This window comes from Mesorhizobium sp. M0954 (genome assembly GCF_040319155.1).
Lineage (GTDB): Bacteria > Pseudomonadota > Alphaproteobacteria > Rhizobiales > Rhizobiaceae > Mesorhizobium.
Window position 1 is genome coordinate 1 of sequence record NZ_JAMYNR010000029.1, and the last position, 22,700, is coordinate 22,700.

Below are 22,700 nucleotides of genomic sequence, written 5' to 3' on the forward strand. Positions count from 1 at the left end.
GCCGACGACGCAATAGGTAATGCTGCCGCCTTTCGGCGCGTCGGGATTGACGTAATTGAAATGATCATAGTCGGCCGGCAGCGCCGGCTCGCCCTGCATGGCAAGCGCGTGCTTCGGTTCCGACAGAGCCGGCTGCAGGGAAAGGCCGACAAACAAGATTGCGGCGATCAGCCAAACGACAACGCGGCCCATGACCGTCTCCTTCCCGATTCGATGCGCAGCATACATGAGCCGGTCGTGCACCGGCCAACCCCTTGAGCCTATCCCTTGGCCAAGATTCGCGAGACCCGGGCTGGATTCGGCACCGCTTGCAGTGTAACACGCCGTCCGAAGTCATTCTGTTGCCTCATTTCGGCAACAGGTAGCTGGACCACACGGCATGAAAAAAGCCGGTTCCGGGATCATTTGAGAGGAATGCACGACATGACGAGCCTGAACAGCAACGCGTACCGCCTGTCGGTCATGGCCGCTGGCGTGGTCGGCATTCTGGGCGCCGGGATTCCCGCTGCTTCCGCGCAGCAGCAACAGCAGATTCCGCAAGGCTGGTTCAAGGCCTGCACCAAGCAGGAAGACGTCGACATCTGCAATGTCCAGAACATTACCACCGCCGGCAACGGCCAGCTCATCACCGGCGTCAGCCTGATCGAATTGAAGGGCAAGGTGAACCGCAAGGTGTTCCAGGTGACGGTTCCGACCGGCCGTCTCGTTCCTCCCGGCATCGGCCTCCAGATCGACGGCGGCAAGGCGCAGAAGCTCGACTATGTGATTTGTTTTCCGGATCGCTGCGTGGCGGAAGTGCCGCTGAGCGATCAGCTTGTCGCATCCTTCAAGAAGGGATCGGCGCTGACGCTCACCTCGGTCAATTTCCAGAACCAGCCGAACCCGATCAAGATTGCGCTGACCGGCTTCAGCGGCGCCTTCGACGGCCCGCCGCTGCAGCAGTCGGACATCGAGGACCGGCAGAAGAAGCTCCAGGAGTTCGTCGCCAAGAACAATCAGGACTTTGCCAAGAAGCTCAAGGAAGAGCAGGAAAAGGCGAAGGCCGCCAACTGATCGACGGGTTTTCGAACCAACAAAAAAAGCGGGGGCTCATACCCCGCTTTTTTCGTTTGGACCGGCCGTTTGTCGCGTTCAGCCAAGTCTCAAACCAGTCCCAGCCCAGCCAGATCCCGGCTAAGTCAATGTCTCAATTGGTGCTTCGGCTCGTAGCGCCCGTCCGGCTTCTTGTCGAACATTTCACCAATCTGCGGATGCCGGACCGGTTCGCCCGACCGGTCCTCGAGTAAATTCTGCTCGGACACATAGGCGATGTATTCTGTTTCGGAATTCTCGGCGAGCAGATGATAGAAAGGCTGGTCCTTGCGCGGCCGCACGTCAGCGGGGATCGCCTCGTACCATTCGTCAGTATTGGCGAATTGCGGATCGACGTCGAAAATGACGCCGCGGAACGGAAACAGCCGGTGCCGAACCACCTGTCCGATCGAGAATTTGGCTGTCTTCATCGCACTCACCACTTGAACTTCTTGAACGCCACGCATCTCGGAACACGCAAGGAACGCTCCAGGACTTTAGATTCTTACGCACCGGTCCGGCAAAGATTGGCCCAGACCTTAAGGTCGACATCGTCATTATTTGGCGCAGACGCGGCGTCAATTCAATCCCGATCCCCTTGATGCCGGGTTGAGCATCGCGAGATGCGGATCAAGGGCGGTGGCCAAGATCGCTATCGCTCAGCCGGTTTTCGCAATCAGCCAAAAAACGCCGCAAAACCGCTGCCGGGTCGAAGACCCTCGCGCATGAAAAACGCCCGTAACGGCGCAAACCGCTCAAGCGCGCCAAGGCCAGCGCTGCGCACCATCTGAGCCGGCAGCATGTCGGAAAGCAACGACATGTTGAGCAGGTTGACCGCGCTGCTGCGCGCCAGAATGTCCGGCCGCCGCTTGAAATCATAGGCTGCAAGCGCCTTGGGGGCGCCCGGGTCCGAGCGGTTTCTGCTTGCGGCACCAATCAGGTCGTCGATGTCCCGAATGCCGAGATTGAGGCCTTGCGCGCCAATTGGGGGAAACACGTGGGCGGCTTCACCGACAAGTGCCACGCGGCGCTGCGCAAACCGCCACGGGCTCACCGCTGAAAGTGGGTAGATCTGCCGGCCGGGCTCAACCGACACGCGGCCCAACATCGATTGCATTCGCTGTTCGACCCGCGTCGAAAGCTCGGCGTCGTCGAGTGCTGCAAGGTCCTTGGCGATATTGGATTCGAGCACCCAGACAAGGCTGGACCGGTTGCCGGGCAGGGGAACCTGTGTGAACGGACCGGTCTCGGTGTGGAATTCGGTCGAGGTGAAGGCATGGTCGCTGCGGTGACCGAAATTGAGCACCAACGCCGCCTGCGGATAGGATCGGATCGAGGTGCGGATGCCGGCTGCCTCGCGGGCCGGCGACTGACGGCCATCGGCGGCAACTGCCAACGATGCCTCAACCTCGCTGCCGTCGGCGAGAACGGCATGGGCATGGTCGGCATCGAGGCGCCATGCCTCCACCATCGACTTTCGCCATTCGATGCCCGAATGCGCGACAGCCTCGGCTAGCATGCGGTTGAGAACGCTGTTGGGCAAGTTCAGCCCGAATTGCTCTTCGTTGATCTCGCTGGCGCGAAAGGTCACTGTCGGGCTGCGGATCAGCCGGTTGGTTGCGTCAACGATACGCATCACCTTGAGCGGCGCTGCGTGCGGCCTGATTCCGTCGAAGATCCCTAGCCGTTCGAACATCTTCAGGGCAGGGTTCATCAAGGCTGTCGTCCGGCCGTCGGGGCCGGCGGCGTCGGGTCCGACGAGCGTCACGGGAAAACCCGCCTCGGCAAAGCCAAGCGCCGCGATCAGCCCCGCAGGGCCGCTGCCGGCGACCAGTATCCGTGCTGTTTCCCGATGGTTCAAATTCGGCTTCCGGATTGCGAGGTGAGGCCCGTCCGGCCTGCTGGTCCATATAGGTCAGGTGATGCGGCTTGATCAACGCGGCGATTCGGCCCATTCGGTTGCCATGACCAGCCAACAAGACGATTTCAGCCACCTCGACGGCACCGGCCGCGCGATGGCGAGCGTTGCATGCAGCCCTCGACTGACGGTGGGCGTCGTTGCCGGCATGGGCATCGCCCTTGCCTGGCTCCTTCTCGGCGCAATGGCAGTTCGGGGGGCGGTGAGCCGGCTCCCGGGCGCCGATGTACCCGGCGACGCCGTGCTGGAATACCTGCCGCAACTGCCGCTGCCGGATTTCCTTGCGCGTTTCTTCGCCCTTTGCCTTGCGCCGGCGCCGCTTCGCGCAAGCGTAGGCGCGCAAGGCGGGGCACTCACCGCGATGTGGCTGTTGATGGCCATCGCGACCATGCTGCCCTCCGCGGCGCCGATGATCCGCACCTATTGCGAGATCGCAGATACCGCCCGGATCAAGGGGGAACCCGTTGCCCATCCGCTGATCCTGGTCGCTGGATATTTGAGCGTCTGGCTTGCCGCCTCGGCAATATTCGCTGCCCTGACGCTCGCAGTCCATGCATTCGTGTCATCCGGGCAGATGCTCGATCCGCTGCTTGGAATTGCCGGAGCAGCCGCGCTGTCGATTGCTGGTCTCTATCAGTTCAGCTGGCTGAAGGAAGCCTGTCTGGAGAAGTGCAGAAATCCGTTCTCGGTCCTGTTCGCCAACTGGAGCGCCAGGCCCATTCGCATTTTCCGGCTCGGTATGGAGCAGGGCCTGTGGTGCCTTGGATGCTGCTGGGCGCTGATGCTGGTAATGTTTGCCGTCGGTGTGATGAACGTGTTCTGGATGGCGCTGATCGGCTTGTTCAGCCTGGTCGAAAAACAGACGGCAGGCAATCTGCCGACGCGGTTGGGCGGTGCGATACTGCTTGTCTGGGCAGCCGCGCTACTAGTAGTCTCGGCATGAGGGGGGAGAATTCGATGACAGATCAAAACTGGGCAATGAAGGGAGAGCTCATCCTTTCCTGCAATTGCACGGTTTTTTGCCCTTGCGTTCTTTCGCTCGGCAATCATCCGCCTACGGAAGGCTATTGCCAAACCTGGGCGGGGTTCCGGATCGATGCCGGCCATTTCGGCGAGGTCGACCTGTCCGGCCTCAATCTTGGGCTGGTCATGGAAATCCCCGGTTATATGAGCCGCGGCAACTGGACGGCGGGCCTGTTCATCGACAAGCGCGCCTCGGTTTACGCTGTGAAGGGACTGACGAAGATATTCACCGGCAAGGCCGGTGGAACCACATCGCTGCTCTCCATCCTGGTCGGACAGTTCCTCGGTGCCGAGCAGGTGCCGATCACCTACGAGACGCGTGAGAAAACACGCATCTTTCAGATACCGAAGATCATCGATGGTGCGGTGACGCCAATTACCGGCAAGGATCGCGACAAGGATACGGTCATCAGCAATTCGGAATACTGGATTGCGCCGGAAATCATCGTCGCCAAATCCGACAAGAGCAAAATGCGGGCCTTTGGCCGCAACTGGAACTTTGCTGGCCGTTCGGCCGAAATCTGCAAGCTGGACTGGCGGGGCCCGTGAGCAAGAAGACGACGGCCAGGAAAATCGCCGACCGGATTCCGCGGCCGAAGAAGAAAGTCACATGGCCTCAGGCGCGGGCGTTCTCGGTCCATCTGTTGACCGCGTCGGGCTCATTCCTGGCGTTTCTGTCGCTGGTGGCAGCAAGCGAGCAGCGCTGGACGGCGATGTTCTGGTGGCTGGGGCTGGCGCTTTTCGTCGACGGCATCGACGGGCCGATCGCCAGGAAGCTCGATGTCAAGGAAATCCTGCCGACTTGGTCGGGCGAACTGCTCGACAACATCATCGATTACGTGACCTACGTGTTGATTCCGGCCTTCGCGCTCTATCAGCGCGGTTTCATGGGCGAGCGCCTGTCGTTCCTGTCGGCGGCGATCATCGTGGTGTCGAGCGCAATCTACTATGCCGATACCGGCATGAAGACGAAGGAGAATTTCTTCAAGGGCTTTCCGGTCGTCTGGAACATGGTGGTGTTCACGCTGTTCGTCATCGAGCCCGGACAATGGGTTTCTTTCGCCGTGGTCGTGGTGGCCGGCATTCTCACCTTCGTGCCGATCAATTTCATCCATCCGGTGCGGGTGAAGCGGCTGCGGCCAATCAATCTCGGCATGACGCTGCTTTGGTGCGCTTTCGGCGCGCTGGCGCTGGCGCAGGCCGCACTTGCCTCCTTCTACGACCAGATCGGCGTGCTGGGCGAGCAGGTCAGCGATTTCATCAAGTTCGGGATTACGTTCACCGGGCTTTACCTCGCCTGCATCGGCGCTATCATGCAGTTCTTCCCAAATCTCGGCGCCAAGCCGGATAAGAAAGCCTGATCCCAAGAGAGCCAGAAGATGTCCAAAGCGATCCGCATCCATGCCCATGGCGGCCCGGAGGTCCTGACCTATGAGGATGCCGATCCCGGGCAGCCGGGCTCGGGACAGATCCTGGTCAAGCATACCGCGATCGGTCTCAATTTCATCGACGTCTATTATCGCTCTGGCCTTTATCCGCCGCAGGGCGGATTTCCGCTGATCCCTGGCGGCGAGGCGGCCGGCGTGGTCTTGGATGTCGGCTCGGATGTCGACTGGCTCAAACCCGGCGATCGCATCGCCTACGCCGTGACGACCGGCGCCTATGCCGGGCAGCGCGTGATCGCCGCCGACCGCGTGGTGAAGGTGCCGGACGGCATCAGTGACGAACAGGCCGCAGCCATGATGCTAAAGGGCATGACCGCCGAATATCTGTTGCGCCGTACATTCAAGGTGAAAGCCGGCGACACGATCCTGTTTCATGCGGCGGCGGGCGGTGTCGGGCTGATCCTCGGCCAATGGGCCAAGCATCTTGGCGCGACAGTGATCGGCACGGCGAGTTCCACCGACAAGATCGAGCTCGCCAAGGCGCATGGCTTCGACCACGTGATCAACTATCGCGAACAGGATTTCGTGGCCGGCGTTGCCGCTATCACCGGTGGCAAGAAATGCGACGTTGTCTACGATTCAGTCGGCAACGACACATTTCCAGCCTCGCTCGATTGCCTGCGGCCGCTCGGCACTTTCGTCAGCTTCGGTCAATCGTCTGGGCCGATCCCGCCCTTCAGCATCTCGTTGCTGGCGCAGAAGGGCTCGCTGTTCGCAACGCGGCCGACGCTGTTCGTCTATAATGCCAGGCGCGAGGACCTCGAGGCTTCCGCCACCGCCTTGTTCGACGTGGTGCTCAGCGGCGCCGTCAAGATCAAGATCAACCAGCGTTACGCGCTCAGCGAGGCCGGCAAAGCGCATTCCGATCTCGAAGGGCGCCGGACCACCGGGACAACAATACTTATCCCTTAGGTGCCCGCCGTTTCGGGCCGCCGACGCCGGCGTTCTTGCGAACTGCTCTTTACCGCTTGAGTTTCCGCTGAAATTCTTGAAGCTCTTTCAAGTCGTGAGGCGCTTACCGTAGAGAGCAGCCCGCGCATACGATGGTTGCGGGAACACAGAACATGTCTGGCAAACCAGATGGAGGCACCGTGAGTGCAGATCAGGACGGCGCAAACCTGCTTGAGGTTCGCGGCCTCACAAAGATATTCGGCACGTTGACGGCGTGCGACCATGTCGATCTCAACATCGCCAAGGGCGAGATCCATGCGTTGCTTGGCGAGAACGGCGCCGGCAAGTCGACCTTGGTGAAAATGCTGTTTGGATCGCTGGAACCGAATTCCGGCGAGATTTTCTGGAATGGCCAGGCGGTCAGGATCACCAGCCCCGGCACCGCAAAAAAGCTTGGCATCGGCATGGTTTTCCAGCATTTTTCCCTGTTCGAAGCGCTGACGGCGGCGGAGAACATCGCGCTGTCGCTGGATGACGGCTCGCCGATCAGCACGATCGCGGCCAAGGCGAGGGCGCTCTCCTACAGTTACGGCCTGCCTCTCGATCCGCTATCGCTGGTCGGTGATCTGTCGGTCGGCGAGCGTCAGCGTATCGAAATCATCCGCTGCCTGCTGCAGACGCCGCAACTCATCATACTCGACGAACCAACTTCGGTGCTGACGCCGCAGGAGGCCGATAAGTTGTTCGAGACGCTCGAACGGCTGCGTTCGGAAGGAAAGTCTATCCTCTACATTTCGCACCGGCTGGAAGAGGTCAAACGGATCTGCGACCGCGCCACCGTGCTGCGTCACGGCAAGGTGGTCGGCCATTGCAATCCGCGCCAGGAAACCGCGTCTTCGTTGGCGCGGATGATGGTCGGCAACGAAGTGCTGGCCGTGGTGCGGGCGCCGGCCGAGGGTATCGAGACCGCGCCGGTGCTGCTTCAAATCCGCGAACTCACCCGCAAGCCGGCGACCCCGTTCTCGATCCCGCTCAGGAACATCAATCTCGAGGTCCGCGCCGGCGAGGTGATCGGCATTGCCGGTGTCGCCGGCAACGGCCAGGGCGAATTCTTCGAGTCCGTTTCCGGCGAGGTGCTGCAGCAGGATGCCGGCTCGGTCCGCATCCGCGGCAAGGATGCCGGCGGCCTCACCATCACCGGCAGGCGTCTGATGGGCGCTGCCTTCGTCCCGGAAGAGCGGCTCGGCCATGGCGCAGCACCGCGCATGAAGCTTTCGGAGAACCTGCTTCTGTCGCGCCACGCCACCGATGGCAAGATGTTTGTCGGCGCCGGTGGAATGGTCAAGGGCGATGCGATCCATACCGCTGCCCAGCGCATCATAAAGGCGATGGACGTGCGCAAGAGCGCGCCGGATCCGGAGGCTGCGGCTCTTTCGGGCGGCAATCTGCAGAAATTCATCGTCGGCCGCGAACTCGACCGCCGGCCGAGCGTCTTGGTGGTCAATCAGCCGACCTGGGGGGTCGACGCGGGTGCGGCGGCCCACATCCGCCAGGCGCTGATCGAACTGGCGCGCAGCGGCTCGGCGGTGCTGGTGATCAGCCAGGACCTCGACGAGCTGTTCGAGATTTCCGATGCGATCACGGTCATGCACAATGGCGAACTGTCGAAGCCGCTGCCGATAGCTGAAGCGACATTCGAGAAAATCGGGCTGCTGATGGGCGGCGCCGAACCCGGTCATGCCGAACATACGCTGGAGACGGCCTGATGCGCCTCGAACTTGTAAAACGCCCGCAGCGCTCGATGCTGTTTTCGGCACTCTCGCCTTTCATCGCTTTCGTTTTGACGATCATTGCCGGTGCCATCATGTTCGCGCTGCTCGGCGTCAACCCGTTGACCGCGTTCCGCATCTACTTCATCGAACCGATCAGCCAGGTCTGGCAGTTGCATGAGCTGGCGATCAAGGCCGCCCCCCTGATCCTGATCGCCGTCGGACTGTCGGTCTGCTACAAGGCCAACACCTGGAACATCGGCGCCGAAGGCCAGTTCATCCTGGGCGGCATTGTCGGCTCGATCATCCCCGTGCTGTTTCCGCAGTTCGAAGGCCCATTGGTGCTGCCGCTGATGCTTCTGCTCGGCATGGTCGGTGGGGCCGCCTATGCTGCAATCCCGGCACTGCTGAAGACGCGCTTCAACACCAACGAGATCCTGACCAGCCTGATGCTGGTCTATGTCGCCCAGCTCTTCCTCGATTGGCTCGTACGCGGGCCGTGGCGCGATCCGCAGGGCCATGGTTTCCCGCAGACCATCCAGTTCAACGACTCGGCGATACTGCCGGAACTCCTCCCGGAATCCGGCCGGGCAAACTGGGGATTTGTCTTCGCGCTGATCGCGGCGATACTGATCTGGATCCTGATGAGCCGTATGCTGAAAGGCTTCGAGGTCCGCGTGCTCGGCTCAAGCCCGAGGGCAGGGCGCTTCGCCGGGTTTGGCCTTAACCGCATGGTCTTCTTTGCCTTCCTGCTGTCGGGCGCACTGGCCGGACTTGCAGGGATTTCGGAGGTCTCGGGAGCCATCGGACAATTGCAGCCGGTGATCTCGCCCGGCTACGGATTTACCGCTATCATCGTGGCATTTCTCGGCCGGCTCAATCCGCTCGGCATCGTCGCCGCAGGCCTTGTGCTGGCGCTGACCTATCTGGGCGGCGAGGCAGTGCAAAGCGCGCTCGGCATCTCCGACAAGGTGGCGCGCGTGTTCCAGGGCATGCTTTTGTTCTTCGTGCTCGGCTGCGACACGCTCATCCATTACCGCATTCGCCTGACCGGCTTTTCCGCGCCGAAGCTCGAGGCAGGGCCGAAGCTGGAGGAAGCCCGCTGATGGACATCACCGTCAACATCCTTTTGACCATCGCTACGGCGGCGACGCCGCTGCTGATCGCGGCGATCGGCGAACTGGTGGTCGAACGTTCGGGTGTGCTCAATCTCGGCGTCGAAGGAATGATGATCATGGGTGCCGTCGGCGGTTTCGGCGCCGGCTATCTCACCGGCTCGCCTTGGATAGGGCTGTTGGCGGCAATCACCATGGGGGCAGTGTTCTCGCTGCTGTTCGCCGTCATGACGCTGTCGCTGGCCACCAATCAGGTGGCCACCGGCCTGTCGCTGACACTGCTCGGCCTCGGCCTTTCCGGCATGATGGGAACGAATTTTGTCGGCCAGCCCGGCGAAAGGCTGCCAAACCTCGATATTCCCGGCCTGACCGCAATCCCGGTCGTTGGCAGGCTGCTGTTCGGCCAGGATCCAATCTTCTACATCTCGATCGCGCTGACCGCCGCCGTCATGTGGTTCCTGTTCAAGACCCGCACCGGGCTCACGCTGCGCTCGATCGGCGACAGCCATGCATCCGCCCATGCGCTTGGCATCCATGTCATCCGCTACCGCTATCTCTCAGTGATTTTCGGCGGCGCTTGTGCCGGCCTCGCCGGCGGTCACCTATCGCTGGTCTACACACCGCAATGGGTGGAGAACATGACCGCCGGCCGCGGCTGGATCGCGCTGGCTCTGGTCGTCTTCGCCTCCTGGCGGCCCTGGCGGGTGCTGGCCGGCGCCTATATTTTCGGCGCGATCTGGGTTGGCCAGCTTCACGTCCAAGCCATAAATCTGCAGGACTTCGTCGACGCGCCCTGGTTGCTCTACAAGTTAATTGCGTTCTTAAAATCGTTTCCCTCGCAACTGCTTTCTTCGCTGCCCTATCTGGCAACCGTCGTGGTTCTCGTTCTAATCTCGCGCAACAAGCGTTTGACGATGATGAACACGCCGGCCTCCTTGGGCCAGCCATTCGTTCCGGATCGTTGACAACAAAAAGACGGAAGCTCCAAGGCTTAACTCAGAGAGGTAACACAATGAAAAAACTGCTTATTGCCCTGATGGCGGCGACGGCCGCATTGTCGCTGGCGGCATCAGCCGAGGCGGCGGACAAGCTGAAGGCGTGCTGGGTCTACACCGGCCCGATCGGCGATTTCGGCTACTCCTACCAGCACGACCAAGGCCGCCTCGAGGTGGAAAAGGCGCTCGGCGACAAGGTCGAGACCGCCTATCTCGAAAACGTCTCCGAAGGCCCCGATGCCGACCGCGCCTTCGAGCGCCTGGCGCGCGAGGGATGCAAGATCATTTTCGGCACGTCCTTCGGCTTCATGGACCCGGAAGTGAAGATCGCCAAGAAATTCCCCAAGGTGATGTTCGAGCACGCCACCGGCTACAAGACCGCCGAAAATCTCGGCATCTACAATGCGCGTTTCTACGAAGGCCGTTACGTGCTTGGCCAGATCGCCGCCAAGCAATCGAAGTCGGGCGTCGCCGGCTACATCGTTTCCTTCCCGATCCCGGAAGTGGTGATGGGCATAAATTCCTTTATGCTCGGCGCACAGTCGATCAACCCGAACTTCAAGGCGAAGATCGTGTGGGTGAACTCCTGGTTCGATCCGGGCAAGGAGGCCGATGCTGCCAAGGCATTGTTCGACCAGGGCGCCGATATCATCGTCCAGCACACCGACTCGACCGCTGCCTTGCAGGTGGCGGAAGAGCGCAAGCTGCACGGCTTCGGCCAGTCCTCCGACATGATCAAGTTCGCGCCGCACGCGCAGCTGACCGCGCTGACCGACGAGTGGGGCCCCTACTACATCAGCCGCGTCCAGGCGGCGCTCGACGGCACCTGGAAGCCCGATAATGTCTGGCTCGGCATTAAGGACGGCGCCGTCAAGCTGGCGCCGTTCACCAACATGCCCGACGACGTCAAGGCGATGGCCGAAGCCACCACCAAGAAGATCGCCGACGGCTGGAACCCCTTCACCGGGCCGGTCGCCAAGCAGGACGGCACACCTTGGCTGAAGGAGGGCGAGGTCGCCGACGACGCCACGTTGCTCGGCATGAATTTCTACGTGAAGGGCGTCGACGACAAGCTGCCGCAGTAGGCGGTCGGAAACATATCGAACGAAAGGGCGCCACGCGGCGCCCTTTTCATTTTGGACGGAATATCAGACTGCTGAGCCGTAAAGGTCGTAAGCGTCGGCGCGCTCGACCTTGACCGTGACGATGTCGCCGGCGCGCAGTGGCCGCCGCGACTGGATATGGACCGAACCGTCGATTTCGGGCGCATCGTATTTGGTCCGGCCCTTGGCCGAATTGCCATGCGCCTCGTCGATCAGGACCGGCAGTCGCTTGCCAATTTTCTTGGTTAGCTGCGTTGCCGAAATCTTCTGCTGGCGCTGCATGAAGCGGTGCCAGCGGGCTTCCTTGATCTCCTGCGGCACTTGCTCGAGGCCGAGCTCGTTGGAGCGGGCGCCTCTGACCGGCTCGTATTTGAAACAGCCGGCGCGGTCGATCTTGGCCTCGTCCAGCCAGTCGAGCAGCATCTCGAAGTCGTCGTCCGTCTCGCCGGGGAAGCCGACGATGAAGGTGGAGCGGATGGCAAGGTCCGGGCAGACGTCGCGCCAGCCGCGAATGCGCTCGAGCGTCTTTTCGCCATGAGCGGGCCGGCGCATGTTCTTCAGCACCTGCGGCGAGGCGTGCTGGAATGGGATATCGAGATAGGGAAGAATCTTGCCTTCGGCCATCAGTGGGATGACGTCCGCGACATGCGGGTAGGGATAGACATAGTGCATGCGCACCCAGACACCGAGCTTGCCCAGTTCTTCCGATAGATCGAGGAATTTCGCCCGCACTTCGCGATCGCCGAACATGCTGGTCTGGTATTTGATATCGATGCCGTAGGCGCTGGTATCCTGCGAGATGACGAGGATCTCCTTGACCCCGGCCTTGGCCAGCTTCTCGGCTTCGCGCAACACGTCGGCGGCCGGCCGCGATACGAGGTCGCCACGCAGCGCCGGAATGATGCAGAAGGTGCAGCGGTTGTTGCAACCTTCCGAAATCTTGAGATACGCATAGTGGCGCGGCGTGAGCTTGACCCCTTGCGGCGGCAAAAGGTCGATGTAGGGATCGTGGCTCGGGGGGGCAGCCTCATGCACCGCCCTCATCACGCTTTCATAAGCTTGTGGTCCGGTGATGGCGAGGACGTTGGGATGTCTTTCACGGATGATGTCCGGCTCGGCGCCGAGGCAGCCGGTGACAATAACTTTGCCATTCTCCGAAAGTGCCGAGCCGATGGCGTTGAGCGATTCATCGCGAGCCGAATCGAGGAAGCCACAGGTGTTGACGACGACCAGGTCGGCGCCGTCGTGCTTGCGGGCGATCTCGTAGCCCTCGGCGCGCAGGCGCGTGATAATGCGCTCCGAATCCACAAGGGCTTTCGGGCATCCAAGGCTGACGAAACTGACGCGAGGGGCGGACATCAAAGCTTTCCGGATTTTCAGGATTGGCGGCGCAGTATCACACTTGTCGCCGCATTGGTATGGGCGGCGGCTGCGGCGAAACGCAATCGCCAGCGTCGCCGAAGCTGAAAGGCCCGGCCGATGCGTGTTCGAGTCGATGCGTCAGCTCATCGCACTGCTGACATGCGGCAATACTTCCACAGCGCCTCGATAGATCATATCGAGTGCGACATAGAAGATGATCAAAAGGCCGATGTAGGCGATCCAGCGATGGCGGTGCAGCAGCTTGGCGATAAAGCTCGCGGCAAGGCCCATCAGCGCGATCGACAGGACGAGGCCGATCACCAGCACCTGGAAGTGATCGCGCGCCGCGCCGGCGACCGCCAGCACGTTGTCGAGTGACATCGACACGTCGGCGATGACGATCTGCAATGCCGCCTGACCCAAGGTCTTCTTGCCCGCCTTGCCGGCCACCATATCATCGCTGTTGATATCGGAATTGGACAGCGCTTCGGTCGCCTCCACCTCGTCGGCATACGACGTGCGCAGCTCGCGATACATCTTCCAGCACACCCACAGCAGCAAGATGCCGCCGGCCAGCAGCAGGCCGACAATCTGTAACAGGGTGACGGTGATCGCAGCAAAACCGATACGCAGCACCGTCGCCGCCACCACGCCGATGAGAATCGCTCTCTTGCGCTGCTCGACCGGCAAGCCCGCCGCGGCCAAGCCGATGACGATGGCGTTATCGCCTGCAAGCACGAGGTCGATGGCGATGACCTGGAGCAGGGCAGAGAAGCCCGCGGCAGTGAAAATTTCCATCGACTGGAAGTCCCTTGCTGGTTGGCCGACCGTTCGCGTCGAATGCCTGGAGGGCCTAACGTGTATGGTTCCTGCGCGTCAAGGGACTGGTTGGAACAAGGTCGGCAAACCGCCCGTTATTGCGGCAATATACAGAGTTTGCGACGATCGGCCCGAACACCGGCAAAATGCGGCCACAGGTCGCGAATGCCTAGTTATAGAGATTGTATTTGGGCCAGTCGCTTTCCGGAATTTCATCACCGATCCGATAGCGGAGCTGCAGGACTTCCATATGGTCCGGCGCTGTTTCGCATTTGAATTTCAGCCGGTACCACTGTCCCTTGCTGCGAAACGCAGCACCCGGGCTCTTGATCGCATCGGCGCCCATTTCGGGCGTCGCAAAAGCGTAGGCGACGACACGATCGGCTTTGTATTTGTGGTCGTCGCGGGTAATCCGGTCGAGAATTTCGGCGTCGCATCGCTGCTCCAGCCGGGTTTGCGGATCGAGTTTCAGCAGGCCGGCGCGCAATGCGCTGTCCATTGCGCTGGCCGGCCAAGCCACTATCGTCCATGCGAGGACCGCAGAAAATAGTTTATTCATGGGCGGGAGAAGCATCATATTCGGGCGGAGAAATCAACCCGACGAAGCGCGGCTGCGCGGCGGGTGACAGTCTTCGCTTTGTGGCAGGTTGTTGATTACGCAATAGTATCACCGGTACTTTGGTATCGTTGCCATGATCAGCACCTGTCGCATTTCAGCGACGCGAGAGGTGGCGCGCGGCATGGGGCAGAGCGGCGGTTCTCCCCTAACCGGACCGGCCTGTTAAACCCAGGCAGTCGAGAATCCGACGAGCGGAAAACTCGACATCATGCCTGCAGGATTGAAGACGGATATGGCGGAGGGAGTGGGATTCGAACCCACGGTGGGCTTGCACCCACGCCGGTTTTCAAGACCGGTGCCTTAAACCGCTCGGCCATCCCTCCAAGGTGATTTTTCAATCACTTAGAATATCGCGAGAGGAGCGGGTTCGAGCTGTCGGTACCGGATAGGCACCAGGACGTTCCCCGACCGGTTCGCGCTCCATTCCTGTAAAGCCGCATTCAGCGCCAAGTCAACCGTGGCGGCCGCACCTTTCGGCGCGATCCAGGGCGGTGAGCAGCGTCATGGCGAGCTGTGTTTGTGCTGAGTGTGGAAAATCGTTTTTAAAACCCGCACGGACTATTAATCGTTGAGCGCTGATATGTTGGGCGCGTTAGGCACATGTAAGTAAATCGTATTCTGGAGTTGATTTTGGCCGTACTTGGCGCTCTCCCGCCCGGTCTTCGCTGTAGACCAGTCCGCGAAACCGACTGGGAGGGAGTGGTTGATTGCCTGTGCAGGGGCTTTCCGGCGCGTAATCGGAGTTACTGGATACACGCTCTGACCCGCTTGTCGCAGCGGCCTGTGGTTGCCGAGTTCCCACAATATGGCTTTGCTTTGGAGCATGCCGGTCGGATCGTCGGCGTTGTGCTCACCCTTTATGCTCGCTATCACGGGTCGGAGAGCGAGGAAATTCGCTGCAATCTTTCAAGCTGGTCAGTCGATGCAGATTTCCGTCCCTATGGCGCCATGTTGGTTGCGGCGGTTCTCAAGCGGAAGGACGTGACCTACACGAACATTTCGCCTGCACAAGCGACATTGAAAGCCAACCGGGCGCTCGGCTTTCGGCTCTTCTCCAGCGGACAATTTACCTTCTTGCCGGCTTTAAGTTCGGCGCAGCGGTCATGTCGCGTGGTCGAAGTGCGTCACGATCTCCCGGAATTGGCGATGCTGCCCGAGAGTGAGAGATACATACTGTCGGAACACGCCGCGCTGGGCTGCCTGTCGTTGATCTGCATTTGCGACGGAGCAGCGTTCCCCCTGGTGTTGATGCCGCGCCGAATGTTGCACGGTGTTATCCGATGCCATCAGGTCATCTATTGCCGCTCGCTTGCGGATTTGAGCCGCTGCGCCGGCGCGATGGGGCGCTTTCTCTTGCGAAGCGGAATCCTGGTTTGCTTTGTCGACGCCAAGGAGCCGATTCCAGGCTTGGTGGGATGGTACCGCCCCAACAAGGGGCTGAAATACTTCAAAGGTCCCAGACCACCCGCACCTGGAGATCTGACGTTCACCGAACTTGTGATCTTCGGTCCCTGAATCTGCGCTCGCAGATACGCCAAGCCAGGGGCAAAGTGCGCCACCAACGAGCGTTTCTGATCGATAAGCGATGATTTTCATGCCGATCAGCGAAGCGGTCCATGCCACAATCTCGCCCGGTTCCGACCACAATCGGTTAATACGGTGATAAACAATTCCTGCGCACAAAAAGGATTGGGGTAGGGCGTCGCCGGCGTTTCTGGAGTGGGTGCTTTGGCATCGCTGACGTTCATGCTGCGGTGCCTTCGTCGATGCTAAAGGGGACAATCAAAATATGCAGACCACGGCGCGCCCGCGTCTTCGTCGCGCTTCCGCTTTCGCGCTGTTTGCCTTGTCGGCAGCCTTTCTTGCAGCATGTGCCGGGCCGCAGCAAAGGGCGATGGTCAACAAGAAACCTCGCTCCAAGGAATATTTTTCCGAAGCCGAATACGGCGTGAAAGCCAGCCCGCGCGTCATGTTCAAGATGTCTCGCGGACGCGACCAGCTCGGCAAGCCCTATCAGGTGCGCGGCAAGTGGTATTATCCGAAGGAAGACAAACGTTACGCCAAGGTTGGCCTCGCATCCTGGTACGGTGAGGCCTTCCACGGCCGGTTGACGGCCAACGGCGAAGTCTACGACATGGCAGATCTGACGGCGGCGCATCCGACCATGCCGCTGCCGAGCTATGCGCGGGTCACCAACATGAAGACCGGCAGCTCGGTGATCGTGCGCGTCAACGACCGCGGGCCCTATCATGATGGACGCATCATCGATGTGTCGAAGCGCGCTGCTGAAATGCTCGATTATGCCAATGTCGGTACGGCCGAGGTGAAGGTCGAATATGTCGGCCGTGCGCCGCTCGAAGGCAATGACGGGCAGTATCTGGTGGCTTCGTATCGCCCAGGCAACAGGGCGCCGGATCCGTCGGACGGTCTGCCCAGCGGCGTCATGGTCGCGATGAATGGGCCGTCGCCAAGCCTGCCGGTGAGCGCTGCTGCCGTGCCGTTCCCCGGTCAGCTGACGAATTCCGGGCAGGGATCCGATGCACGGCCTGTCATGGCGGTGCAAGCATCTGCTTCGGGAGACATTGTACTGCCCGATTTCGGCCCGATCGTGCCGGAGCGTCCGGAGATCAACCTGCCGGCGCAATCGCCGTTCACCATGGCGTCGCTGTCTTACGCGGACGAACGCGTGCAACGCGCCTCCAACGCGTTTGCCGAGCTGGATGGCGCCGGCATGTCGCCCGCCGAAATTCTTCAATCATGGAAGCGGCAAGCCCCTCCAGCCGGGTCGCCCACCGCCTATGTCGCGGCGGGTTCATTCGAGAATGCCGCCGAAGCGGAGCGTGTGGCGGCCCAGCTTTCCAGCTTCGGCAAGACCGAAATCCAGCGCTCGGAACTTGAAGGCAAGGACTGGTACTCGGTCAACCTCTTTGCCGACGGTCGTGGCAGCCTGGACGAGATGCTGCAGGCAGCGTGGTCGCATGGTGCGCCGGATGCGCTTGCTGTACGCAACTGAGCTTGGGGCTGCCTGGTTTTTTCGCGCGCGATTGATCCGCCAGGCAAAAGCCTGATAGCTTCTGCCAACTTGCAAAAGCGCCGGCTCATTGGTCGAACCTGATGAAATCTTTTCACCTTTTCACCGGGCTTGTGGCGCTCGGCCTGCTGCTGCTCTCGCTTGCGCAGGCCTCAGCTCAGCTTTTCGAGACCAAGGCCGCCCAGGCCTTCATGATCGATGCCGAAACCGGAACCGTGCTGTTTTCCAAGGACGCCGACAGGTTGATCCCTCCGGCCTCGCTGGCCAAGCTGATGACGATGGAAGTGGCTTTCGACGCCATCAAATCAGGGCGCATGACGCTCGATGACACCTTCGTGGTGAGCGAGAACGCCTGGCGCAAAGGCGGCGCTCCTTCGGGGACATCGACCATGTTCGCCAAGCTCAAGTCGACGATCCGGCTGGAAGACCTGATCCAGGGCGTGACCGTGCAGGCGGCCAATGACGGCTGTATCGTCATCGCTGAAGGGATGGCCGGGTCCGAAGCAAATTTCGCGGCGCAGATGACCGGGCGTGCCCGCCAGATCGGCTTGCAGAAATCGACTTTCGTCAATTCCACCGGTCTGCCGGCCGATGGGCAGCAAACGAGCGTTCGCGAACTCGCGCTTCTGGCGCTGCATATCTGGCGCAACTACCCGGATCTCTACCGCTATTACGGCCAGAAGGATTTTACCTGGAACAAGATTTCCCAGAGGAACCGCAATCCGCTACTGGCCATGGACATAGGCGCCGACGGGCTCGCGGTCGGTGCCAGCGAGCAATCCGGGTTCGGCATTGTCGGCTCGGTCAGCCACAACGGCACAAGGGTGATCGCGGCGATGAGCGGTCTGGCAAACGACCGTGAGCGGGCTGAGGAAGCGCGAAAGCTGCTCGACTGGGGCGTTCGCTCCTTCGAGAAGACTGAAGTATTCGCCAAGGACGAAGTGGTTGGCGAAGCCCAGGTCTTTGGCGGTGCCAAGTCCGGTGTCGCGTTAAAGGCAAAAGGACCGGTGCAGATCTTCCTGCCGATCACCAACCGCGACAAGCTCACCGCCAGGATCGTCTATGACGGACCGGTGGCAGCGCCGGTGGAGGAGGGGCAGCCGGTGGGTACGCTGCGCGTCTGGATCGGCGATACGCTGAGCCAGGAGACGCCGCTGTTTGCCGCCGAGTCGATCGGTGTCGGTTCGCTTCCGCAGCGCGCGCTCGACGCCGCCAAGGAACTGGCCGTCGGCTGGCTGCGTTAGCACCGTCGCGGTGGACCTTTTTTTCCGCCGGGACTATACGGTCCCCGAAGTATGGACAAAGGCTTTGGCGCGCGGATTTTTCATCACTTTTGAAGGCGGCGAAGGAGCAGGCAAGTCGACGCAGATCGAGCGGCTGGCAAAGAAGATGCGCGCCAAGAAATACGATGTGCTGGTGACACGTGAGCCGGGTGGCTCGCCGGGCGCGGAGGCGGTCAGGCATGTCCTGCTTTCAGGCGCAGCCGAGCCGTTCGGCCCCAAGATGGAAGCTCTGCTTTTCGCCGCTGCGCGTTCCGACCATGTCGAACAGGTCATCCGGCCGGCAGTCGAGCGCGGTTCGGTCGTACTTTGCGATCGTTTCATGGATTCCTCGCGCGTCTACCAGGGCGTCACCGGCGGCCTCGACCCGGCATTCATGGACGCATTGGAGAAGGTCGCCATCAACGGCATGGTGCCGGACATGACACTGATCTTCGACATCGACCCCGCCGAGGGCCTGAGGCGCGCTACCGCCCGGCGGGGCAGCAGTGACGGACCGGACCGCTTCGAGAAAGAAACATTGGCCATCCACCAACGCCGGCGCGAGGCGTTTCTCGCGATCGCCTCAGCTGAACCCGAACGCTGCGTTGTCGTCGATGCCTCAGCCGACCTAGATGCGGTGGAGGATGTCGTTACCGCCGCGGTCTTCGCGGCTCTCGAGAGGATGATGCCGGCGCAAAGAAGGCAGGCGGCGCCAGCATGATTTTCGAACGCATCGCGCCCGAACAGCACGACACGCTGGACGGGGTGCCCGAGCCATCCGAGACGCCGCGTCTTGTCGGTCACCTGCAGGCGGCCAACATGCTCGCCACCGCTTACCGCTCGGGAAAGCTGCCGCACGCACTGATCTTTGCCGGACCGGTTGGCATCGGCAAGGCGACGCTGGCCTTTCACCTGGCGCATCATCTGTTGAAGCACCCGGCCTTCGAGCAGGCGCCGGAAAGCCTTGCCGTTCCAGATCCGGCTTCGTCGCTGTTTCGACAGATCGCCACCGGCGCGCATCCTTCGGTGCTGCATCTTACACGCCCGGCGAACGACAAGACCAAGAGCTTCAAGACAGTGGTCACGGTCGACGAAATCCGCAAGGTCAGCCGTTTTCTGTCGCTGACCTCGCACGACGGCAGCTACCGGGTGGTTATCGTCGATCCCGCCGACGACATGAACACCAATGCTGCCAATGCCTTGCTGAAGAATCTTGAAGAGCCACCCGCGCGCACCTTATTCATCCTCATCGTCCATGCGCCGGGCAGTCTGCTGCCGACGATCAGGTCGCGCTGCCAGATGGTGCGGTTGGCGCCGCTCGATGCCGAGAGCTTGATGACGGTTCTGGAGGGCATCGAGCCGCCTCCACCGGAGGATCCTGCGGCGCGCGCGGCGCTGGCGGAGCGGTCAGGGGGCAGCGCGCGCAATGCGATCCTGTTGACGCAGTATGGCGGGCTCGAAATCGCCGCCACCCTCGACGCTCTGGTGATGTCCAAGAAGTTAGATGTCGCGGCGGCCTACCGTCTTGCCGAGGCGGTCGCCGGCCGCGACCAGGCGATCCCGTTCGAGATATTCAATCGCCGTGCGCTTGATCTGCTGTCGGCCGGCGCCAGCCAGGCCGCGCTCGTCGGCGATCTCGCGCGAGCCAAAACGCTGTCGGATACTTGGCACGCGGCTTTGAACGCTATATCTGAAACCGAGACCTACAACCTCGACAAAAAGCAGCACGCCCTGACCATGATCGACCGCCTGAATTCTGCAATGCGAATGTGACGGCCGCTGGCGTGGCTTTTGAAGCCCCTGAGTATTGATTCCCAATCAATCGCAGGAACTTCGAAGCCACCACATTGGCGTCGGATGGCAATTGCCGTTTCGATGCGATATCTCACCGCGACATCTTTCATTCAGACATTCATGACGGCTCATCCATGGCACGCGAAAAATACTACGTCACGACGCCGATTTTCTATCCGAACGGCAAGCCGCATATCGGCCATGCCTACAATGTCATCGCCAGCGACACGCTGGCCCGCTTCCAGCGGCTCGATGGCAAGGACGTCTTCTTCGTCTCGGGAACCGACGAGCACGGTTTGAAGATGCAGCAGACGGCGGACGCCGAAGGCCTGACGCCGAAAGCGCTTGCCGATCGCAACTCGGCGATCTTCCGCTCGATGCTCGAAGCGACCGGTTGCTCGAACGACGTTTTCATCCGCACCACCGAAGAGCGTCATTACAAGGCCTGCCAGGCGATCTGGACGCGCATGGCTGAGAATGGCGACATCTACCTCGACCGCTACAGTGGCTGGTATTCGGTGCGGCAGGAAGCCTATTTCGACGAGGCCGAAACCAAGGTCGGTGACGACGGCGTGCGCCGCGAACCGCTCGGCTCGCCTGTCGAATGGACCGAGGAAGAGAGCTATTTCTTCCGCCTTTCCGCCTATCAGGACAGACTGCTCGCGCTCTATGAGAACAGCCCCGAGTTCGTCGGACCGGCGGAGCGGCGCAATGAAATCATCAGCTTTGTCAAATCCGGCCTGAAGGATCTGTCGATCTCGCGCACCACATTCAAATGGGGCGTGCCGGTGCCCGGCGATGAGAAGCATGTGATGTATGTCTGGGTCGATGCCCTAACCAATTACATCACCGCCGCCGGTTATCCGGATCCGACCAATGAGAGATGGTCTTTCTGGCCGGCGAACGTCCACGTCATCGGCAAGGATATCATCCGCTTCCACGCGGTCTACTGGCCGGCATTCCTGATGTCGGCCGGCATCGAATTGCCGAAGCGCGTGTTTGCGCATGGTTTTCTGTTCAACCGTGGCGAGAAGATGTCGAAGTCGGTCGGCAATGTCGTCGACCCGTTCGCGATGATCGAGCACTACGGCCTCGACCAAGTGCGCTATTTCTTCATGCGCGAAGTGCCGTTCGGCCAGGACGGCAGCTACAGCCATGATGCAATCGTCAACCGCACCAATGCCGACCTCGCCAACGATCTCGGCAATCTGGCGCAGCGCTCGCTGTCCATGATCGCCAAGAACTGCGGCGGCGTGGTGCCTAAGCGCGGCGAATTGAGCAATGCCGACAAAGCGATCCTCGATCAGGCAGATACCGCCCTTGTCACGGCGCGCAGGACGATGGCCGACCAGGGCATCCACTTTGCTCTGGCGGCGATCTTTGGCGTGGTGGCCGAAGCCAACCGCTATTTCGCCGGGCAGGAGCCATGGGCACTGAAGAAGACCGATCCGGCGCGCATGGAAACGGTACTGTGGACGACCGCTGAGGTGATCCGGCGTGTCGGGTTGCTGTGCCAGCCCTTCATTCCGCAGTCGGCGGCAAAGCTGCTAGACCTTTTGGCGGTGCCGGCCGGCAGCCGTAATTTCGAGCATGTCGCGGAAGGCCATTCGCTGGTATCCGGTACGCCGCTGCCGGCGCCGGAACCGGTATTTCCACGCTATGTCGAGCAAACGGGTACAAGCGCCTGATGCTGGTCGACAGTCACTGCCATCTCGACTTTCCGGATTTCGCCGAAGAGCGGGCGGCCATCGTCGCCCGCGCCCTAGCGGCCGGCATCGGCCGAATGGTGACGATCTCGACGACGGTGAAGCGATTTAACCAAGTGCTTGAGATTGCAGAGACTTTCGATGAGGTCTATTGCTCGGTCGGCACCCATCCGCATAATGCGGCCGAAGAGCTTGACGTCAGTGTCGATGATCTGGTGCGGCTCTCTGCTCATCGCAAAGTGGTGGCGATCGGCGAGGCCGGACTCGACTATTTCTACGATCATGCGCCGCGCGACGCACAGGCGCAGGGCTTTCGCACCCACATCGCCGCGGCGCGCGTGACCGGTCTGCCGCTGGTCATCCATTCGCGCGACGCCGACGACGACATGGCTAATATCCTCGAAGAAGAAACAGGGAAGGGCGCCTTCCCCTTCATCCTGCACTGTTTTTCGTCGGGACGCCGGCTGGCCGAGATCGGCGTGGCGCTCGGCGGGTACGTCTCGTTTTCCGGAATCCTGACCTTCAAGAACTCCGCCGAGCTGCGCGCCGTCGCCGCCGATGTGCCGCGCGACCGTCTGCTGGTCGAAACCGACGCGCCATACCTGGCGCCGATCCCGTTTCGCGGCAAGCGCAATGAGCCCGCCTATGTCGCGCATACAGCCAAGGTGCTGGCCGAGACGATCGGCGTCAGCGATGCCGAGATCGCTGACATCACCACGGATAACTTCATCCGGCTGTTCAGGAAAATGCCGCGCCCGAGCGCGACGGGCGCCTGAC

Annotated in this window: 21 protein-coding genes, 1 tRNA gene and 1 pseudogene; 16 read left to right on the forward strand and 7 right to left on the reverse strand. The window is 61.2% G+C overall.

The genetic code is table 11. The annotated features are described in order from the left end of the window. Nucleotides 1–192: pseudogene (locus NKH93_RS27680) on the reverse strand (ABC transporter substrate-binding protein); the annotation flags it as partial. A 231-nt stretch (nt 193–423) separates the two neighbouring features. Between NKH93_RS27680 and NKH93_RS27685 the strand changes: the two are divergent. Further along, entirely contained in the window at nt 424–1,053 is a 630-nt protein-coding gene (locus NKH93_RS27685; protein ID WP_352448908.1) for an invasion associated locus B family protein, read from the forward strand. 125 nt (nt 1,054–1,178) lie between these two features. On the opposite strand, the gene hspQ is transcribed toward NKH93_RS27685, so the two are convergent. Beyond that, nucleotides 1,179–1,502, reverse strand: a complete 324-nt coding sequence (gene hspQ, locus NKH93_RS27690; protein WP_023675043.1) for a heat shock protein HspQ — start codon at nt 1,500–1,502, stop codon at nt 1,179–1,181. Between the two features lie 245 nt (nt 1,503–1,747). Then, nucleotides 1,748–2,932: a UbiH/UbiF family hydroxylase gene (locus tag NKH93_RS27695; protein ID WP_352973648.1), complete on the reverse strand. Its 1,185-nt coding sequence runs from the start codon at nt 2,930–2,932 to the stop codon at nt 1,748–1,750. A 103-nt stretch (nt 2,933–3,035) separates the two neighbouring features. On the opposite strand from NKH93_RS27695, the gene NKH93_RS27700 reads away from it, so the two are divergent. The 8 genes from NKH93_RS27700 (at nt 3,036) to NKH93_RS27735 (ending at nt 11,312) form a co-directional block, all read left to right on the forward strand. Then, a complete protein-coding gene (locus NKH93_RS27700) occupies nt 3,036–3,932 on the forward strand; it encodes a DUF2182 domain-containing protein (RefSeq protein WP_352973649.1) in 897 nt (298 codons plus the stop codon). A gap of 14 nt (nt 3,933–3,946) precedes the next feature. Then, nucleotides 3,947–4,561, forward strand: coding sequence for a DUF1326 domain-containing protein (locus NKH93_RS27705; RefSeq protein ID WP_352471871.1), 615 nt, complete (start codon nt 3,947–3,949; stop codon nt 4,559–4,561). A 35-nt stretch (nt 4,562–4,596) separates the two neighbouring features. Then, complete coding sequence (gene pcsA / locus NKH93_RS27710) at nt 4,597–5,373, forward strand: phosphatidylcholine synthase (RefSeq protein ID WP_502896505.1); 777 nt, start codon at nt 4,597–4,599, stop codon at nt 5,371–5,373. Nucleotides 5,374–5,391: 18 nt separating this feature from the next. Then, nucleotides 5,392–6,369 carry a quinone oxidoreductase family protein gene (locus NKH93_RS27715; protein ID WP_352766611.1) on the forward strand — a complete coding sequence of 326 codons (978 nt, stop codon included), beginning with the start codon at nt 5,392–5,394 and terminating at the stop codon, nt 6,367–6,369. Nucleotides 6,370–6,521: 152 nt separating this feature from the next. Further along, nucleotides 6,522–8,114 (forward strand): ABC transporter ATP-binding protein, encoded by a 1,593-nt coding sequence (locus tag NKH93_RS27720; protein ID WP_502893792.1) that lies wholly within the window; start codon nt 6,522–6,524, stop codon nt 8,112–8,114. Then, nucleotides 8,111–9,223 carry an ABC transporter permease gene (locus tag NKH93_RS27725; protein ID WP_352973669.1) on the forward strand — a complete coding sequence of 371 codons (1,113 nt, stop codon included), beginning with the start codon at nt 8,111–8,113 and terminating at the stop codon, nt 9,221–9,223. The genes NKH93_RS27720 and NKH93_RS27725 overlap by 4 nt, the downstream gene beginning before the upstream one ends. After that, a complete protein-coding gene (locus tag NKH93_RS27730; protein ID WP_352448916.1) occupies nt 9,223–10,197 on the forward strand; it encodes an ABC transporter permease in 975 nt (324 codons plus the stop codon). Before NKH93_RS27725 ends, NKH93_RS27730 begins: the two co-directional genes overlap by 1 nt. Before the next feature lie 47 nt (nt 10,198–10,244). Next, nucleotides 10,245–11,312 carry a BMP family ABC transporter substrate-binding protein gene (locus tag NKH93_RS27735; protein ID WP_352502446.1) on the forward strand — a complete coding sequence of 356 codons (1,068 nt, stop codon included), beginning with the start codon at nt 10,245–10,247 and terminating at the stop codon, nt 11,310–11,312. 63 nt (nt 11,313–11,375) lie between these two features. On the opposite strand, the gene rimO is transcribed toward NKH93_RS27735, so the two are convergent. From rimO to NKH93_RS27755, 4 genes are all read right to left on the reverse strand, one after another. Then, nucleotides 11,376–12,689, reverse strand: a complete 1,314-nt coding sequence (gene rimO / locus NKH93_RS27740; RefSeq protein ID WP_352682730.1) for a 30S ribosomal protein S12 methylthiotransferase RimO — start codon at nt 12,687–12,689, stop codon at nt 11,376–11,378. A 141-nt stretch (nt 12,690–12,830) separates the two neighbouring features. Next, complete coding sequence (locus tag NKH93_RS27745) at nt 12,831–13,490, reverse strand: TerC family protein (RefSeq protein ID WP_352973650.1); 660 nt, start codon at nt 13,488–13,490, stop codon at nt 12,831–12,833. 190 nt (nt 13,491–13,680) lie between these two features. After that, a complete protein-coding gene (locus tag NKH93_RS27750) occupies nt 13,681–14,088 on the reverse strand; it encodes a DUF930 domain-containing protein (protein ID WP_036238130.1) in 408 nt (135 codons plus the stop codon). Between the two features lie 275 nt (nt 14,089–14,363). Then, nucleotides 14,364–14,453: transfer RNA gene (locus NKH93_RS27755), tRNA-Ser, on the reverse strand. 460 nt (nt 14,454–14,913) lie between these two features. Between NKH93_RS27755 and NKH93_RS27760 the strand changes: the two genes are divergently transcribed. The 7 genes from NKH93_RS27760 (at nt 14,914) to NKH93_RS27790 (ending at nt 22,699) form a co-directional block, all read left to right on the forward strand. After that, complete coding sequence (locus NKH93_RS27760; RefSeq protein ID WP_352973651.1) at nt 14,914–15,645, forward strand: hypothetical protein; 732 nt, start codon at nt 14,914–14,916, stop codon at nt 15,643–15,645. Between the two features lie 274 nt (nt 15,646–15,919). Next, nucleotides 15,920–17,143, forward strand: a complete 1,224-nt coding sequence (locus NKH93_RS27765; protein ID WP_352973652.1) for a septal ring lytic transglycosylase RlpA family protein — start codon at nt 15,920–15,922, stop codon at nt 17,141–17,143. A gap of 101 nt (nt 17,144–17,244) precedes the next feature. Next, a complete protein-coding gene (locus NKH93_RS27770) occupies nt 17,245–18,405 on the forward strand; it encodes a D-alanyl-D-alanine carboxypeptidase family protein (RefSeq protein ID WP_352973653.1) in 1,161 nt (386 codons plus the stop codon). A 64-nt stretch (nt 18,406–18,469) separates the two neighbouring features. Further along, on the forward strand, nt 18,470–19,144 hold the full coding sequence (gene tmk / locus NKH93_RS27775) for a dTMP kinase (protein WP_352448921.1): 675 nt from the start codon (nt 18,470–18,472) through the stop codon (nt 19,142–19,144). Then, the gene (locus tag NKH93_RS27780) at nt 19,141–20,196 is read left to right on the forward strand and encodes a DNA polymerase III subunit delta' (protein ID WP_352542015.1); all 1,056 of its coding nucleotides are present in this window, start codon (nt 19,141–19,143) and stop codon (nt 20,194–20,196) included. The genes tmk and NKH93_RS27780 overlap by 4 nt, the downstream gene beginning before the upstream one ends. Nucleotides 20,197–20,318: 122 nt before the next feature. Further along, a complete protein-coding gene (gene metG, locus NKH93_RS27785; RefSeq protein ID WP_352542029.1) occupies nt 20,319–21,905 on the forward strand; it encodes a methionine--tRNA ligase in 1,587 nt (528 codons plus the stop codon). Continuing rightward, complete coding sequence (locus NKH93_RS27790) at nt 21,905–22,699, forward strand: TatD family hydrolase (RefSeq protein WP_352973654.1); 795 nt, start codon at nt 21,905–21,907, stop codon at nt 22,697–22,699. Before metG ends, NKH93_RS27790 begins: the two co-directional genes overlap by 1 nt. The last annotated feature ends 1 nt before the right edge of the window (nt 22,700 follow it).